At 71.4% G+C, this 14,605-nt stretch carries 13 protein-coding genes; 7 read left to right on the top strand and 6 right to left on the bottom strand.

Features of this window, described 5'->3' with window-relative positions; translation table 11 throughout:
* The first annotated feature begins 23 nt into the window (after positions 1–23).
* The gene (locus M8I34_RS37240; RefSeq protein WP_250057341.1) at positions 24–950 is read left to right on the top strand and encodes an IclR family transcriptional regulator C-terminal domain-containing protein; all 927 of its coding nucleotides are present in this window, start codon (positions 24–26) and stop codon (positions 948–950) included.
* A gap of 96 nt (positions 951–1,046) precedes the next feature.
* The gene (locus M8I34_RS37235) at positions 1,047–1,685 is read left to right on the top strand and encodes a uridine kinase (protein WP_250057339.1); all 639 of its coding nucleotides are present in this window, start codon (positions 1,047–1,049) and stop codon (positions 1,683–1,685) included.
* Between the two features lie 63 nt (positions 1,686–1,748).
* Here the strand turns inward: M8I34_RS37235 and M8I34_RS37230 are convergent, their stop codons facing one another.
* Positions 1,749–3,176, bottom strand: coding sequence for a WGR domain-containing protein (locus tag M8I34_RS37230; protein WP_250057338.1), 1,428 nt, complete (start codon positions 3,174–3,176; stop codon positions 1,749–1,751).
* Between the two features lie 139 nt (positions 3,177–3,315).
* On the opposite strand from M8I34_RS37230, the gene M8I34_RS37225 reads away from it, so the two are divergent.
* The gene (locus M8I34_RS37225) at positions 3,316–3,777 is read left to right on the top strand and encodes a type II toxin-antitoxin system PemK/MazF family toxin (protein WP_250057337.1); all 462 of its coding nucleotides are present in this window, start codon (positions 3,316–3,318) and stop codon (positions 3,775–3,777) included.
* Positions 3,778–3,796: 19 nt separating this feature from the next.
* Here the strand turns inward: M8I34_RS37225 and M8I34_RS37220 are convergent, their stop codons facing one another.
* The 3 genes from M8I34_RS37220 to M8I34_RS37210 form a co-directional block, all read right to left on the bottom strand.
* Positions 3,797–4,339, bottom strand: coding sequence for a DUF1697 domain-containing protein (locus tag M8I34_RS37220; RefSeq protein ID WP_250057336.1), 543 nt, complete (start codon positions 4,337–4,339; stop codon positions 3,797–3,799).
* Positions 4,340–4,415: 76 nt separating this feature from the next.
* A complete protein-coding gene (locus M8I34_RS37215; protein WP_250057335.1) occupies positions 4,416–5,009 on the bottom strand; it encodes a methylated-DNA--[protein]-cysteine S-methyltransferase in 594 nt (197 codons plus the stop codon).
* Between the two features lie 89 nt (positions 5,010–5,098).
* Entirely contained in the window at positions 5,099–5,983 is an 885-nt protein-coding gene (locus tag M8I34_RS37210) for a glycerophosphodiester phosphodiesterase family protein (RefSeq protein ID WP_250057334.1), read from the bottom strand.
* Positions 5,984–6,633: 650 nt separating this feature from the next.
* Between M8I34_RS37210 and uvrB the strand changes: the two genes are divergently transcribed.
* The 4 genes from uvrB (at position 6,634) to M8I34_RS37185 (ending at position 12,972) form a co-directional block, all read left to right on the top strand.
* A complete protein-coding gene (gene uvrB, locus M8I34_RS37205; protein ID WP_244415552.1) occupies positions 6,634–8,766 on the top strand; it encodes an excinuclease ABC subunit UvrB in 2,133 nt (710 codons plus the stop codon).
* Positions 8,767–9,005: 239 nt separating this feature from the next.
* On the top strand, positions 9,006–9,584 hold the full coding sequence (locus tag M8I34_RS37195; RefSeq protein WP_030993064.1) for a TerD family protein: 579 nt from the start codon (positions 9,006–9,008) through the stop codon (positions 9,582–9,584).
* A gap of 100 nt (positions 9,585–9,684) precedes the next feature.
* Complete coding sequence (locus M8I34_RS37190; RefSeq protein WP_250057333.1) at positions 9,685–11,769, top strand: TerD family protein; 2,085 nt, start codon at positions 9,685–9,687, stop codon at positions 11,767–11,769.
* A 219-nt stretch (positions 11,770–11,988) separates the two neighbouring features.
* Positions 11,989–12,972: a TerC family protein gene (locus tag M8I34_RS37185; RefSeq protein ID WP_250057331.1), complete on the top strand. Its 984-nt coding sequence runs from the start codon at positions 11,989–11,991 to the stop codon at positions 12,970–12,972.
* A gap of 115 nt (positions 12,973–13,087) precedes the next feature.
* On the opposite strand, the gene M8I34_RS37180 is transcribed toward M8I34_RS37185, so the two are convergent.
* Positions 13,088–13,744: an MBL fold metallo-hydrolase gene (locus tag M8I34_RS37180; RefSeq protein ID WP_030993057.1), complete on the bottom strand. Its 657-nt coding sequence runs from the start codon at positions 13,742–13,744 to the stop codon at positions 13,088–13,090.
* A 26-nt stretch (positions 13,745–13,770) separates the two neighbouring features.
* Positions 13,771–14,514, bottom strand: a complete 744-nt coding sequence (locus M8I34_RS37175) for a maleylpyruvate isomerase family mycothiol-dependent enzyme (protein WP_250057329.1) — start codon at positions 14,512–14,514, stop codon at positions 13,771–13,773.
* Positions 14,515–14,605: the final 91 nt, after the last annotated feature.

Raw genomic sequence — 14,605 nt, 5'->3', positions numbered from 1 at the left:
ACCACTGCCAGGGGAGACAGCACATGGGCAACAGCACCGCAGCCACGGGAGCACCGGCCTCGGCCGCCGCGCCCGCCACCGGCGTGGCGTCGGGTACCGCGGGCACCAAGAAGGCGCGCCAGGCGCCCAAGGGCGCGTCGTCCACGGGCTCCCGGGCATCGGGATCCGGCCATGCCGAGCGGGTCTTTCTCGTCCAGACGGCCTTCGCCGAGCTGGGGGGATCCGCCCATGGGCCCGGTGAGATAGCCGAGTTCACCGGCCTGGACGACTCCGTCGTCTACCGCATCCTCCAGTCCGGCATCTACCAGCGGATCTTCGAGCGGGTGGACCGCGGCCTCTACCGGCTGCGGACCTCGGCCGCCCAGCTCGCCTTCACCGCGCTCGACCACCGCCTCGACGGCGCCACCTCGCAGACGGTGCTCCGCGAACTGCGGATGGCCACCGACGGCGGGCTGGCGTTCCTCTACATGGTGGCGCCCTTCTCCGGCGCGCAACGGCAGTGCGTCGACATGGCCGTCGGCGACTCCGATCTCGCGGAGCTCGGAATGACGCCGCGCGATGTGCTGTCCGTGACGCGTTCGCTGCGCACCGGCGCCTCCGGGCGGACGATCCTCGCCTACCTGCCGGAGGTACTCCAGCAGCGGGTGCTGGCCGAGCCCGTACCCGACCAGGCGGGACCGGGCGTCTACCGGGACAACGAGGCGCTGGTGGCGTCGCTCGCGGAGGTACGCGACCTCGGCCATGCGCTCGGCTACGAGGAGTGCATGGCCGGCTGGAACTCCTGCGCGGCACCGATCATGTGGGACGGCTCCATCATGGGGGCCGTCCTGCTTCTCCAGCTCAAGTCCGTGATGCCGGTGGCCCCCTACAGCGTCATCGAGGCGACGAAGGAGGCGGCGGCCGAACTCAGCCGCTACGGAGCCGCCCGCCCGTCCGCGGACCAGGCCTGAACCGCGGCGCCCGGCCGCCTGCCGGGCCCTGAACCGGCCCGCCTCTCCCGTGGGGCACAGGCGGCGGCACGGACGGCTGCCTGCACAATGGGCGGGATGCGGCTCGAAGCGATCACCTGGGAACGGCTCACCGACGCGCTCGCCGGGCGCCTCGCCACGATGACGGCGAAGGACGGGAGCCCCTGGCTGCGCGTGGCCGTCGACGGGGCTCCCGCCGCCGCGCCCGGCGAGCTGGCCGGCCGGCTCGCCGAGGCGCTGCGGATCCGGGGGCGGGCGGTGCACCAGGCCGGCACCTTCGGCTTTCTGCGCCCCGCCTCGCTGCGGCTCGAATACGGCCGCGAGGACCCCGACGCCTACCACGACGAGTGGTTCGACCGGCAGGCCCTGTGGCGCGAGGTGTTCCAGCCGCTGGACCCGGGCGGTACCGGGCGGGTGCTCCCGGATCTGTGGGACCCCGAGGCGGACCGGGCGACGCGCAGCGCGTACGTGGAGCTGCCGCCCGGCGGCGTCCTGCTGCTGCACGGCCCCCTGCTGCTCGGTCACTGGTTCCCCTTCGATCTCTCCGTGCATCTGAAGCTGTCGCCGGCCGCGCTCGCCCGCCGCACCCCACAGGACGAGCAATGGACGCTGCCCGCGTTCGCGCGCTACGAGGCCGAGACCCGGCCCGAGGAGGCGGCGGATGTGGTCGTACGGGCCGACGATCCCCGCCGGCCGGCCTGGAGCGGCCCGGCCTGAGCACCCGGCCCGCTGAGCACCCGACCGGGCCGGAGCACCCCGACCCGGCCGGAGCCCCCGGCCTCAGACGAGCTGCCGGATCTCGCCCCGGACGCGGTAGAAGCCGCCCGCCGCCGAGAGCTCATCGACGACATACCGCGCACCGGGCCGGCGTATATGGCGCGGGAACTGCACGTTCCAGGACGGTTCATAGCCGTCGGAGACGACATGGACCCGCAGCCGGCCGCTCTCCTGCACGCACTCCACCACGACCCCCGAGGCGGCGGCCGACGTCACCGTCCGCACCGTGGCCGACGGGGTGTACGTGGGCAGCGCGGCGGCCGACTTCACATCCCTGGCCACCGGCACCGTGCCCGACCTGGCGGCGGCCACGGCCGCGTCGCTCGCATCCACACACACCAGGGAGCCGTCGGTGGTGACCATGTACAGCTTCTCGTCGAGGTACTGCATGGACAGCGCCGATCCGCCGCCGGTGCCCAGCTTCCACAGGCGGGTGCCGTCGGCGGCGAAGCAGTACACCGAGGAGGCCGAGTCGCCGGCGAAGACATAGCGGCCGCCGGGGGCCGTGGCACAGGAGTAGACGACCGTGTCGCACTGGTACGTGGCCTCCAGTGCGCCGCTGTCCTTCGTGAGCCGCTGGACGACGCGCCGGTCGGTGCCAGCGTAGACGGAGTGGTCCTCCTGCCAGCCGAACAGCACCGCACCCGTGGTCGGGGTGTGCCACAACTCGCCGCTGCCGTCGGCGGAGTAGGCGGTCACGCCGCGGCGATGACCGTGGTAGACGGCGCGTTCGTCCCGCCGCACCATCCAGGCGTGCTCGCCCGCACTGCGCCGCGACCACTGGTACTCGTCCTCGTGGTCGATCACCGTCAGCCCGCCGTTGCGGTCGGCGACATTGAGGATGCCCTCGCGGATGTCCAGCCAGAAGATGTCGACGTCGGGGGCGATGCCGTAGGCGGCGAAGGGGAGCTTCGAGGAGAGGTCGTAGACCGTGCCGTCGTCGCAGCCCGCGTAGATCCAGAAGTCGTCCGCCACCAGGCACTTGACGCCGTCGGGGAGCTGATAGCGCGCCAGCACCTCGCCGTCATGGCCGAGGGTGTGGACATCGCCGTTCTGGTTGCCCACCCAGCAGCGGTCCTCCGCGATGTGGATGCCGAAGGCGGCGGCCCCCGTACGGAAACGCCACAGCACCGGTGCGACCGCACGGGCCGTCGACGGCGCGGAGGCGACCTGGCGCCGCGTCACCGGCCGGGCGGTGCGCTGCCCCCGGACCGCCGGCGCATAGCCCTTGCGGACCTTCTCGCCGATCTTCCTGGCGGCCGCGGCCTGCGCCTTCTCCCGTGTCGGGAACGTCGAGGTCTGCTGCTGGCCGCCCGCTCCGATGCGTCCGTAGCGCACCGAGACGACCGTGCCCTGCACCGTCACCTCGTAGAACTTGTGGGCGCCGCCGCCCTCTTGCGACAGCTCCAGATACGTCGTGGCCTCGGACATGGCGATCCCCTCCCCCGGGCGGCCCCCACGGCCGTCCCCCGCTGGAAAAAACCGTACGGCCGACCACTGACAATCGAGCCGGGACCGCCGGGCGCGGACCGCTGGTGGCCGCGCCGGGGACGGAAGTTAGCGTGATCCCGTGACCACTTCATTCAACGCATCCGACGAGCCCGCCGCGCTGCCCGGCAGCCAGGGGCCCACCGCGACCGTGGAGGCCCGGCCGCGCTCCGTCGGCACCGTCAAGATGTCCTATGCGCCCGACCCCGACGGCGACCCGGACCCCGGAGAGATCGTGTGGACCTGGGTGCCCTACGAGGAGAACGACGGCCGGGGCAAGGACCGCCCCGTGCTGGTCGTCGCCCGCGAGACCGGCGGCACGCTGCTGGCCGTGCAGCTGTCGAGCAAGCGGCACAGCAACGACTGGGAATGGGTGCCGCTCGGAACCGGCCCGTGGGACCGCGCGGGCCGCGACTCATGGGTGGCCGTGGACCGGGTGCTGAGGGTGCACCCGGCCGGGATGCGGCGCGAGGCCTGCGCGCTGGACCGGGGCCGCTTCAACCTGGTGGTCAACCGGCTGCGCGAGCGCTACGGCTGGCGCTGACGGGCGCGGCGCCGGGACCTCAGGCGTCCGCCAGGTCCAGGAGCTTGGTGACGGTGTTCCAGTTACGGGCGGTGGCCGTCACCCCGAGCGGGGCACGGCTCACCGCCGCGGCCAGCTTGGAGCGGCCGATTCCGTCGGGACACCACAGATAGAGTTCGCGCCCGATCAGCCGGTACTGGTCGGGCGCGAACGCGTCCAGGTCGAGTGCGTCCAGCCGGGACGTGTCGGCCGGCACCGCCGACAGGAACGTGACATGCAGGCTCCTGGGCTCCGGTACGGCCTGCGGAAACGGGTTCGCGGCGACGGTGGCGGCCAGCTCGTCGCGGGTCCGGACGAGGACCGGAACCGTCAGGCCGAGGTCGGCGGCGATCCGCTCGTGCAGCACCCGGGCCGTCTCCTGCGGCGGCGTACCCGGGTCGGCGAAGACGATATTGCCGGTCTGGAGCAGGACCGAGACGTCCTCGAAGCCCAGGGACTCGGCCAGCTCCCGCTGCTTCGCCTTGGGGAAGGAGTTGTGGCCGCCGACATTGATGCCGCGGAGCAGAGCGATCTGACGGGTCATGGCGCTGCCATTCGTAGGGGCCGGTCTCGGCGAGGGTGGACGACGGGGGAGCCGACGGGCGGAGCCGTCGCGGGAGTCAGAAGAGCGGAGCGGGCAGGACACCTTCGAGAGCCAGCAGCAGACGCTTGGTCTCCAGTCCGCCGCCGAAGCCGCCGATGCCGCCGTCACTGGCCACGACACGGTGGCAGGGGACGATGACCGGCAGTGGATTGGAGCCCATCGCGGCGCCCACCGCACGGGCGGCTCCCGGTTCCCCGACCCGGTCGGCGAGGTCCTGGTAGCCGACGACGCTGCCGTAGGGAACGCCGTCGGCCAGGGCATGCAGGACCCGTGCGGAGAAGCCGGAGGACAGCGACCAGTCCAGGGGGACGGTGAAGGAGTGCAGCTCCCCGGCGAAATAGGCGGTGAGCTCGGCGGTGGCCGTCTCCAGGTGAGGGACCGACGCGAGCGGCGCCCCGCCGAAGAACTGCTCCAGACGGGTCAGCTCACGGCGGGCCGTCCGCTCCTCGGCATGGAAGACGACCCGTACCATGCCCTTGCGGGTCGCGGCGAGCAGCAGCGGACCGATGGGGGTCGCCAGCCGCTTCCAGGCCCAGTCGCGGCGGGCCGCCGCTTCCGGAGTGGCGTCCGGGGGCGCCGCCGGTCGGGAAACCTGCTCGGAATGCGTCACCTGATCAGGGTAGGACGCACCACTGACAAGGCGACGGGGAACGGACCGGCGGGAGGCCGCCGGCACCCGTTCCCCGTCGGACCTGGCCCTCAGTCGTCGCTGTCCTCCAGCGCGTCACGCACCACGTCGGGCTTGTTGGTGATGATGCCGTCCACGCCCAGACCGGCGACCTTGACCGCGGTCGCCGGGTCGTCGACGGTCCAGGTGTACAGGTCCAGCGGCCGGCGGTGCGGACCCTTCAGGCCGTGCACGGCGGCGACGTACTCCGGGGTGACCGCCGTGTGGACGGGGTTGATCTGGTCGCAGTACTTCGCGAACTTCGGGAGGTCGGCGACGGACGGGTTGCCGAGGAAGCCCGTCTTGAGGTCCGGCCGCAGTTTGTGCACGGTCTTGATCGCGTCGGCATTGAAGCTCTGGATGATCAGACGGCGCTTGACGTGCCTGTTGTCCAGCCAGCCCGCGCGGCGCAGCTCCCTGAGGGTCTGGAGCTCGATACCGGGGTAGAGCTCCGGAGACTTCAGCTCCATCAGCAGACTCTGGTCGTTGTGCTCGACCTCGTCCATGTAGTCCTCGAGGGTCGGCACCCGCTCCCCGCGGAACTTCGGTCCGAACCAGCTGCCCGCGTCCAGTTTCTCGATCTCGTTGAGCGTGAAGTCCGATACGTTCCACGGAGAGCGGCCGGGGAAGATCTGCTCCACGTCGGTCGTCCGGGCGAGCGAGTTGTCATGGAGGATGACAAGCTCGCCGTCCTTGGTGCGCTGGACGTCGTTCTCGACCCACTCGAAGCCGAGCCGTTCGGCCGCGTCGATCGAGGCGAGGGTGTTCTCGGGCGCGTACGACGAGGCGCCGCGGTGGGCGACCGTCACCGGAGTGTGCCGGTCCGGTGCGGCCTGGGCGACGGTTGTGGAGAGGACGAGCGCGGACAGACCCATGAGCGCACCGGCGACAACGGTGGCGACGGGGCGAATACGCATACGGGCTCCTCATGACGTCGTGGACGTGAGCTGACGTGAAGTGACGTGAACCGGGTCGGACGGACAGAGGCTCGCAGCCGGGCCGTAGCAGGAGGCAGTCGTGTGATGGCCGGGCGCTGAACGAGAAGTGACCGGTATTCCGTTGTGGAGCGGCACGCAGTTGCAGGATGCCCGGATTAGCCGTGCCACAGACGTACGCTCCGCCGCCGTCCAACTTGCCGGAGCCACGGCATCCGCGCATCTTGGCCGATGATGCGTCACCCCTCGTGCTTCTGACCGGTTTTGGCCTGAGGTCTCACAAGGCCGCGCCGCCGCAGCCGACTTCGCGCGAGCACGCCGCGCTCACGCACCCGGATCCGGACGGGGAGCCGGACAGCCATCCCGGTATTCGGCGGCCACGGCCTGTCGCCCGCGCGCGAGGGTCATGGCCCTCGGTGTTCCACACCGCCCCGCCGCCCCGCCGCTCGCCGTCGCCCGCTGCCTCGCGCCCCTGCCCCCGCCGCGGCTCGCCCTCCCCACCGCCCGCCGCCCCGCCGCCCCGCGCCCGCCGGGCACCGCGGGACGCCCGCAGAGAGCGCCGAAGACGACGAAACCGCAGGTCGGAGCGCTGTTCGTGCCGGTTGTCAGTGCCGAGTCGTACGGTTGATGCCATGCGGCCCGTATCAAACATCGAACGCACGGTGGCGCCCTTCGAGGTCGTCAGCCCCTACCAGCCCAATGGCGACCAGCCGGCGGCCATCGCCGAACTCGAGCGGCGTATCCGCGGGGGTGAAAAAGATGTGGTCCTGCTCGGCGCGACCGGCACCGGCAAGTCGGCGACCACCGCGTGGATGATCGAGAAGCTGCAACGCCCGACGCTCGTCATGGCGCCCAACAAGACCCTCGCGGCCCAGCTCGCCAACGAATTCCGTGAGCTGCTGCCGAACAACGCCGTCGAATACTTCGTCTCCTACTACGACTACTACCAGCCCGAGGCGTACGTCCCGCAGTCCGATACGTACATCGAAAAGGACTCCTCCATCAACGAGGAGGTCGAACGCCTGCGCCACTCCGCGACGAACTCCCTGCTCACCCGGCGTGACGTCATCGTGGTCGCCTCAGTGTCCTGCATCTACGGCCTGGGCACGCCGCAGGAGTACGTCGACCGGATGGTGCCGCTGAAGGTCGGCGACGAGATCGACCGCGACCAGCTGCTCCGCCGCTTCGTCGACATCCAGTACACCCGGAACGACGTGGCCTTCACCCGGGGCACCTTCCGGGTGCGCGGCGACACCATCGAGATCTTCCCGGTCTACGAAGAGCTGGCCGTGCGGATCGAGATGTTCGGGGACGAGATCGAGGCGCTCTCCACCCTCCACCCCCTCACCGGCGAGGTCATCAGCGACGACGAGCAGCTGTACATCTTCCCGGCCAGCCACTACATCGCCGGCCCGGAGCGGATGGAGAAGGCCATCGCCGGGATCGAGGCCGAGCTGGCCGACAGCCTCGCCACGATGGAGAAGCAGGGCAAGCACCTGGAGGCCCAGCGGCTGCGGATGCGCACCACCTATGACATCGAGATGATGCGCCAGATCGGCTCCTGCTCGGGCATCGAGAACTACTCGATGCACATGGACGACCGTGAGCCCGGCTCCGCGCCCAACACGCTCCTCGACTACTTCCCGGATGACTTCCTCCTGGTCATCGACGAGTCGCATGTCACCGTCCCGCAGATCGGCGCCATGTACGAGGGCGACGCCTCGCGCAAGCGGACCCTCGTCGAGCACGGCTTCCGGCTGCCCTCCGCCATGGACAACCGGCCGCTGAAGTGGGAAGAGTTCCTGGGGCGCATCGGCCAGACCGTCTATCTGTCCGCGACCCCCGGGAAGTACGAGCTCTCCCGCGGCGACGGCTTCGTGGAGCAGATCATCCGCCCGACCGGCCTGGTCGACCCGGAAGTGGTGGTCAAGCCCACCGACGGGCAGATCGACGACCTGGTGCACGAGATCCGTGCGCGCACGGAGAAGAACGAGCGCATCCTGGTCACCACCCTCACCAAGAAGATGGCCGAGGACCTCACGGACTACTTCCTCGAGCTCGGTATCCAGGTCCGCTATCTGCACAGCGACGTGGACACCCTGCGCCGGGTGGAGCTGCTGCGTGAGCTGCGATCGGGTGAGTACGACGTCCTGGTGGGCATCAACCTGCTGCGGGAGGGCCTCGACCTCCCCGAGGTCTCCCTGGTGGCCATTCTGGACGCCGACAAGGAGGGCTTCCTGCGGTCCGGTTCGGCGCTCATCCAGACCATCGGACGCGCGGCGCGCAACGTCTCCGGACAGGTGCACATGTACGCCGACAAGGTCACCCCGGCGATGGAGAAGGCCATCGACGAGACCAACCGCCGCCGGGAGAAGCAACTGGCGTACAACAAGGAGAACGGCATCGATCCGCAGCCGCTCCGCAAGAAGATCGGCGACATCGTCGCCACCATCGCCCGCGAGACGATCGACACCCAGGAGCTGCTGGGCACGGGGTACCGCAAGGGCTCCGACGCCAAGGAGCCCCAGGGCACGGCGCCGGTCCCGGCGCTCGGCGGGAAGGCCGCGAAGGGCAAGGGCGGCAAGGCGGCCGCGACGCTGACGGACCGTCCCGCCGCCGAACTGGCCGAGCTCATCGAGGAGATGACGGAGCGGATGCGGGCCGCCGCGGCCGAGCTCCAGTTCGAGGTCGCCGCCCGGCTGCGCGACGAGGTCGGCGAACTGAAGAAGGAGCTGCGGCAAATGAGGGAGGCCGGGGTGAAGTGAGGGGGAGCGGTGTGAAGTGAGGGGGAGTACGGGTGGCCGTGCGCGGCCGCCCGCCGGGAGGGGCACACCCGCCCCGTTACGACATCGCCGCACGTGAGCGGGGTCTGTCCAGCGGTGCACGGTGTGTTGCAGAAGCGCCACAAAACGCGGGTCCGGCGCGCCCCTGGCCCGCCGTCGTGCGTAGGGTCGAAGGGGCCGCCGGAAAGCTGGGCGGGGACAGTACAGAGAGGGGACGGCGCGTGTCGGTCAATTTGTCCAAGGGTCAGGGCATCAGCCTCCAGAAGTCCGACGGAGGAAACCTGACGTCGGTGCGGATGGGGCTGGGATGGCGCTCGGCGCCGCGCCGGGGCCTGTTCGGGAGGCGGACCAGCGAGATCGACCTCGACGCCTCGGCGGTGCTGTTCGCCGACAAGAAGCCCATAGATGTCGTCTTCTTCCAGCACCTCGTCAGCGACGACGGCGCGGTCCGGCACACCGGCGACAACCTGGTCGGCGGCGCGGGCCAGGGCGGCGACGACGAGGCGATCCTGGTCGACCTGGCGCGGGTGCCGGTGCACATCGACCAGATCGTGTTCACCGTCAACTCCTTCACCGGCCAGACCTTCGCCGAGGTGCAGGACGCCTTCTGCCGCCTGGTGGACGAGGCCACGGGCCAGGAGCTGGCCCGCTACACCCTCACGGGCGGCGGCAACTACACCGCGCAGGTCATGTCCAAGGTGCACCGCGTGGGCAACGGCTGGCAGATGACCGCCATCGGCGAGCCCTCCGTCGGCCGGACGTTCCAGGACCTCGTGCCGGCGATCCTGCCGCACCTGTAACCACCACCACCGCGGCAGCGCGTACCGGGCCGCGCCGCCGCCGCTCCGGGCCCGCGCCCGGGGCCGGCCCGGGACGCCACGATCACCAGGGGGAACAACGATGACGGCCGAGCTGGTCCGGGGGCAGAACCATCCACTGGACCGGGCACGGGTGGAGATCCGGGTGACGGCGGGCTCTCCCGTCGTGGCCGGGGTCACCCTCGGCGACGAGCAGGGCCGGCTCGCCGGTGCCGAGGCGGTGGCCCACCCGGGCGCGCCCCGGCGCCCCGGCATCGAGGTTCCCCGCCAGGCGGCCGCCGACCACCGCATCGCGGTCGATCTCGACGCACTGCCCGGCGACGTCCACCGGGTCAGCGTGCTGCTGGCGCTGCCCCGCGGGATCGGCGCGCTGAGCACCTTCGGGTCGGCCGCCGCGCCCTCCGTCACGGTCACCGGCCTCGACGGCACGGGCATCGCCCGCTACACCGTCACCGGCCTGGGCGCCGAGTCCGCCGTCGTCGCCGTCGAGCTCTACCGCAGGCAGGGCGCGTGGAAGGTGCGCGCCGTGGGCCAGGGCTACGCCGACGGCCTCCCGGCGATGCTGCACGATCAGGGCCTGCCGCAGGCGGCGGAGCTGGCCGCGCAGATCGAGGAAGCGATCAGCCATGGCCAGGCCCGCGCCGTCCAGGCGCCCGCCGTGGCGGCGGGCCGGTCCGAACGGGCCGGGGCCGGCCCGGCCGCCGCGGACCGGCCGTCCCCCGCGCACCCTCCGGCATCTGACGGTGCGCCATCCGCGCCGGGAGCCGCACCAGGCACCGGAGCGAAGGCCGCAGCCGCGGCCCGGCCCGCAGACGTAGCGCCCGCCCCCGTGGGCGGCGGCCCCATCGACTACCGGCACCCGCAGCGCCGCAGCACCCCTCCGCCGGCCGGCCAGGCGCCGACCGCCCCCGCTCCGGCCCCCGCGGCCCCGGCGGGCGCCTCCGCACCGGCCGGGAGCTCCGCACCGCCCGACGGGCCTTCGCTGCCCGTGGCGGGCGACGCCGCCGGCTGGAGCATGGAGGAGCGGCTCTACAACCAGGTCTGGGGCATGTTCGAGGACCTGGCCCGCTCGGTCGCGGCCTACCGCAGTGCCTCCGGCTTCGCGGAGTCCCGCCTGGAGCAGGAGCTCGACCAGGCCCTGTCCGACCCGCGCAACCGCCTCGGTACGGCCGCCGATGCCGCCCGCGCCACCGCCCGTGACAAGCACGCCGCCCTCGTCGCCCAGGCCCGCGCCGCCCTCGACCGCGACCTCGCCCAGCTCGCGGCCGAGTCGGCCGTCGTGGAGCCCGCGCTGCCGCCCGCCTTCGCCCGCTGGGACCACCCCGTCTGGCAGGGCCACCACATCCCGCTGGAGCGCCCGATGGCGCTGCGCCTGGGCGATCTGCACCTCCCGGAGGTCCTGCACCTGCGCATTCCCATGCTCGTACGCCTCCCCCTGGAGCGCGGGCTGTGGATCGACAGCGGGCCCGATGCCTACGCCGGGAGCGCCGGCCCCGATCCCGACCGCGACATCGCCCGGCGTGAGCTGGGCAGCGCGCTCACGGACGGGCCGCCCGACGAGGCCGGGCTGCGCCGCCTGGCGATGGAGACGGCCGTCGCGATCGCCGCCCGGATGCTCGCCATCCACCCCGCGGGTGATTTCGCGGTCCAGGTCATCGACCCGGGCGGCACCGCGGCGTCGGCGCTCGCGCCGCTGGTGGAGAGCGGTGCGCTGCCCGCCGCCCCGGTGCCCGGCGCCAAGGGCGTGGCGACGGTGCTGGAGGCGCTGACGCGCCGGGTGGACCTCGTCCAGATGGCCGTGCGCCATCGCGCCGGGGACGCACTCCCGCCGGATCTCGACACTGCCGAGCAGCTGCTGATCGTGCATGACTTCCCGCACGGCTTCGACGACCGGGCCCTCACCCAGCTCCGCTACCTGGCCGACGAGGGGCCGGCGGTCGGGGTGCATCTGCTGATGGTCGCCGACCGTGCCCAGTCCCGGGAGTACGGCCCGGTCCTGGACCCGCTGTGGCGCTCCCTGCTGCGGATCACGCCAGTGGCCGACGCCCACCTCGCCGACCCCTGGGTCGGCCATGCCTGGACGTACGAGCCCTTGCTCGCCCCGAAGGGCAGTCAGGTGGTGCGCCAGGTGCTGGGCCGGGTCGCGGCCGCCCGTCGGGCATCCTGACCAGGCACTTTACCTTTTCCTTTACTATTCATTGGTCTTCCTTTACGCTTCTTTGTGCGGAGGGGAGTATTCCCCCTACGACGTACCCGTCATCACGGATTTGCGAGTGTGACGAGATCCCGGGGCGTCGGTCCCGTTCCTCCATTGGGCGGAACGGGGCGGAAGAGACCTCCGGCAGCGACGACGCTGTAAGTGCCGTACGACTCTGCCGGAGGAGCAGTGGACGTTTCCCTGATGCTGTGGGTCCTGACCATCCTTGGTCTGTGCGCCCTGATCGCCGCCGATTTCTTCATCGGCGGACGCAAACCACACGAGGTCTCCCTCAAGGAGGCCGGAATCTGGACCGGAGTCTGGATCGCGCTCGCCGCGCTCTTCGGCCTCGGACTGCTGCTGTTCGCCGGCACCGCGCCGGCCGGTGAATTCTTCGCGGGATTCATCACCGAGAAGTCCCTGAGCGTCGACAACCTCTTCGTCTTCGTACTGATCATGGCGAAGTTCGCGGTCCCGACGATCTACCAGCAGCGGGTGCTGATGGTGGGTGTGCTGATCGCGCTGGTGCTGCGGGCCGGCTTCATCGCCGCGGGCGCCGCGATCATCGCCAACTTCTCCTGGGTGTTCTACCTCTTCGGCGCGTTCCTCATCTGGACCGCGTGGAAGCTCATCCAGGACGCCCGCGCCGGGGCGGAGGACGAGGAGTACGAGGAGAACCGCTTCCTGAAGGTGGTCGAGAAGCGCTTCCCGTCGACCGACAAGTACCACGGGACCAAGCTGTTCATCGTCGAGAACGGCAAGCGGCTGATGACGCCGATGCTGGTCGTCATGCTGGCGATCGGCACCACCGACGTCCTCTTCGCGCTGGACTCCATCCCGGCGATCTTCGGCCTCACCCAGGACCCGTACATCGTCTTCACCGCCAATGCCTTCGCCCTGATGGGCCTGCGGCAGCTGTACTTCCTGATCGGCGGACTGCTCAAGAAGCTGGTCCACCTCTCGTACGGCCTGTCGGTCATCCTGGGCTTCATCGGCGTGAAGCTGGTACTGCACGCCCTGCACGAGTCGGGGGTGGCCGTTCCGGAGATCGACATTCCGGTCTCGCTGGGCGTCATCTGCGCGGTGCTGGTCGTCACCACGATCACCAGCCTGCGCGCCTCGAAGAAGCAGGCCGCGGCGGAGGCGGCGGCCAAGGAGCGCATCGACGTCTGAGGCCGGCCTGCACGGACCGTGGTACAACACCGACGGCGCCCGGTTCCCCCTCCTTGCCGGAGCGGGAACCGGGCGCCGTCGCGTGATCCGCGGCCTGTGGCGCCGCTCTCCTGTCCTACCAGCCGCGCTCGTGCCACTGCGCGAGGTGCGGCCGCTCCGCGCCGAGGGTGGTGTCGCTGCCGTGGCCCGGGTAGACCCAGGTCTCGTCGGGCAGTTCGCCGAAGAGCTTGCGCTCCACATCGTCGATCAGGCGGGTGAAGTTCTCGGCGCTGCCGAAGGTGTTGCCGACGCCGCCGGGGAACAGGCAGTCCCCGGTGAAGAGATGAGGGGCGCCGTGCGGGTCGTCGTAGACCAGCGCGATGCTGCCCGGCGTGTGTCCGGCCAGATGGCGCGCGGTCAGCTCGACACGGCCGACCCTGAGGGTGTCGCCGTCCTCGACCAGCACGTCCGTGGGGACGGGGATGCCCTCGGCGTCATGGCGCCCCGCATAGGTCCGCGCGCCCGTCGCCTCGACGACCTCGCGCAGCGCGCCCCAGTGGTCACCGTGCCGGTGCGTGGTGACCACGGAGGCGATGCCGCTGTCGCCGATCAGCGCGAGAAGGGTGTGCGGTTCGGCGGCCGCATCGATCAGCAGTTGCTCATCGGTCGCCCGGCACCGCAGCACATAGGCGTTGTTGTCCATCGGACCGACCGCGACCTTCGAGATCATCAGGTCGGTCAGCTCGTGCACGTCGGCCGGTCCGCCGACCTTCACTGCTCCGCTGTAGCCCATGGGACCACTCTAGAGCGGCGGCACCTCTAGAGCGGCGGCACCTCGGGCAGGACGGAGCCGTGGCTGTCGAGTTTGCGGCCGTCGCCGCGTCCGGTGAGCCAGCCCACCAGCGCGGTCGCGGAGCCCGTCACCACCACGGGTGCGGCCTCGGCGCCCGATCCGGGGCCGAGGCGGCCGGTGTGCCAGCGGCGGCCGTCGTCGGCCCGCAGTTCCAGCGCGGGCAGATCCGGGTGCCCGGCGAACTTGATCGTGGCCAGGAAGGCCAGTTCGCGGTCGACGAAGGCGGGCGACAGCTGGTCGACGGTGTGGCCCACGCCGAGGTCGACATGGTGCAGTTCGAGTTCGGCCAGCCGGCGCAGGGGCAGCCGGTCCGCCCGTTCGACGACGTCGTTGCGCATCTCGACCTCGTACGCCCGGCGGGCCTCGGGCAGCGCGTCCATCGCCGCGTCGAACCGCGCGGCGGTCTCCTTGAGATCCTCCAGGTGCGCCGCCAGCGGCCGGTCGGCGCCCTGCTCGATATCGGCCTGACGGGCCTCGGGGCCGGCGTACATCGGCGTCCGCACCTCCGTTCGCGCCCAGGTGAGGAGGTTGCCCAGCGCGTCGGCGTTGCGTGCCAGATGGGCGAGGACATGGCCGCGGGTCCAGCCGGGGAGCAGCGACGGCTCGCCGATCGCCGCGTCGTCGAGCTTGCTCACCGCGACAAGGAGCCGGTCGGTGGCCTCGCGGACGGCTGCCACATCGCGCGGGAAGTCGGGCGGGGTGAGGGTCATGGTCCGACGCTAGCGCCGCCGGGGCGGGTTCGGGAGTGGGCCGGAGCCGATCGGGGCGTACGCGGGCGGAGCGGGCGGCGCGTGGCAGCCG

Origin of the sequence: Streptomyces sp. MCA2 (assembly GCF_023544705.1) — a bacterium.
In the GTDB taxonomy this organism is placed as follows: Bacteria; Actinomycetota; Actinomycetes; order Streptomycetales; family Streptomycetaceae; genus Streptomyces; species Streptomyces decoyicus.
This window is presented reverse-complemented; position numbering and strand designations above follow the sequence as displayed.

Excerpts from the sequence above, each read along its gene's own strand:
- M8I34_RS37240 (WP_250057341.1), top strand. The coding sequence starts at position 24 with ATGGGCAACAGCACCGCAGCCACGGGAGCACCGGCCTCGGCCGCCGCG.
- M8I34_RS37235 (WP_250057339.1), top strand. The coding sequence starts at position 1,047 with ATGCGGCTCGAAGCGATCACCTGGGAACGGCTCACCGACGCGCTCGCC.
- M8I34_RS37230 (WP_250057338.1), bottom strand. The coding sequence starts at position 3,176 with ATGTCCGAGGCCACGACGTATCTGGAGCTGTCGCAAGAGGGCGGCGGC.
- M8I34_RS37220 (WP_250057336.1), bottom strand. The coding sequence starts at position 4,339 with ATGACCCGTCAGATCGCTCTGCTCCGCGGCATCAATGTCGGCGGCCAC.
- M8I34_RS37210 (WP_250057334.1), bottom strand. The coding sequence starts at position 5,983 with ATGCGTATTCGCCCCGTCGCCACCGTTGTCGCCGGTGCGCTCATGGGT.
- uvrB (WP_244415552.1), top strand. The coding sequence starts at position 6,634 with ATGCGGCCCGTATCAAACATCGAACGCACGGTGGCGCCCTTCGAGGTC.
- M8I34_RS37190 (WP_250057333.1), top strand. The coding sequence starts at position 9,685 with ATGACGGCCGAGCTGGTCCGGGGGCAGAACCATCCACTGGACCGGGCA.
- M8I34_RS37180 (WP_030993057.1), bottom strand. The coding sequence starts at position 13,744 with ATGGGCTACAGCGGAGCAGTGAAGGTCGGCGGACCGGCCGACGTGCAC.
- M8I34_RS37175 (WP_250057329.1), bottom strand. The coding sequence starts at position 14,514 with ATGACCCTCACCCCGCCCGACTTCCCGCGCGATGTGGCAGCCGTCCGC.